General features: G+C 60.1%; 1 protein-coding gene. It reads left to right on the plus strand.

From position 1 onward, the window contains the following. Positions 1-18 precede the first annotated feature (18 nt). Positions 19-1,236: an alanine transaminase gene (gene alaC / locus AC1DRJ_RS28370; protein ID WP_477790452.1), complete on the plus strand. Its 1,218-nt coding sequence runs from the start codon at positions 19-21 to the stop codon at positions 1,234-1,236. The last annotated feature ends 2 nt before the right edge of the window (positions 1,237-1,238 follow it).

Below are 1,238 nucleotides of genomic sequence, written 5' to 3' on the forward strand. Positions count from 1 at the left end.
ACGTTATTCGAGGCAACAATGGCCGAACAAGGTTCGCCGCGCCGCTTTGCGCGCATAGATCGACTCCCCCCTTACGTTTTCAACATCACTGCCGAGCTGAAGATGGCCGCCCGTCGTCGTGGCGAAGACATCATCGACTTGAGCATGGGCAACCCTGACGGCCCGACGCCGCCGCACATTGTAGAAAAACTGGTGACCGTCGCCCAGCGCGAAGACACCCACGGCTACTCGACCTCCAAAGGCATTCCGCGTCTGCGCCGGGCGATTTCCAATTGGTACAAGGATCGCTACGAGGTCGACATCGACCCGGAAACCGAAGCCATTGTCACCATCGGTTCCAAGGAAGGCCTGGCGCACTTGATGCTGGCCACTTTGGATCAAGGCGACACGGTTCTGGTACCGAACCCGAGTTATCCGATTCACATCTACGGTGCCGTGATTGCCGGCGCCCAGGTGCGCTCGGTGCCGCTGATTCCGGGGGTGGATTTCTTCGCCGAACTGGAACGAGCAATTCGTGGCTCGATCCCGAAACCGAAAATGATGATTCTCGGCTTCCCGTCCAACCCCACCGCGCAGTGCGTGGAGCTGGATTTCTTCGAGCGCGTGATCGCCCTCGCCAAGCAGTACGACGTACTGGTGGTGCACGACCTGGCTTACGCCGACATCGTCTACGACGGCTGGAAAGCCCCATCGATCATGCAGGTGCCGGGCGCCAAGGACATTGCGGTGGAGTTTTTCACCCTGTCCAAGAGCTACAACATGGCGGGCTGGCGGATCGGCTTCATGGTCGGCAACCCGGAACTGGTCAACGCCCTGGCGCGGATCAAGAGTTACCACGACTACGGCACGTTCACCCCGTTGCAAGTCGCGGCCATTGCGGCGCTGGAGGGCGATCAGCAGTGCGTCAAAGACATCGCCGAGCAGTATCGGCAGCGGCGCAACGTGCTGGTCAAAGGCCTGCATGAACTGGGCTGGATGGTCGAAAATCCGAAGGCGTCGATGTACGTCTGGGCCAAGATTCCCGAGACTTATGCGCACCTGGGTTCGCTGGAATTCGCCAAGAAACTGCTGGCCGAAGCGAAGGTTTGCGTCTCGCCGGGCGTGGGCTTTGGTGAGTATGGGGATGATCATGTGCGCTTCGCGCTGATCGAAAACCAGGACCGGATTCGTCAGGCCGTGCGCGGGATTCGCGGGATGTTCAGGGCGGATGGGCTGGTCACCAAGACCAACACCTGAGT

It is taken from the genome of Pseudomonas sp. P5_B2 (genome assembly GCF_056400445.1).

Bases quoted from the DNA above. Each gene is read 5' to 3' on its own strand.
- alaC (WP_477790452.1), top strand. From the start codon at position 19: ATGGCCGAACAAGGTTCGCCGCGCCGCTTTGCGCGCATAGATCGACTC.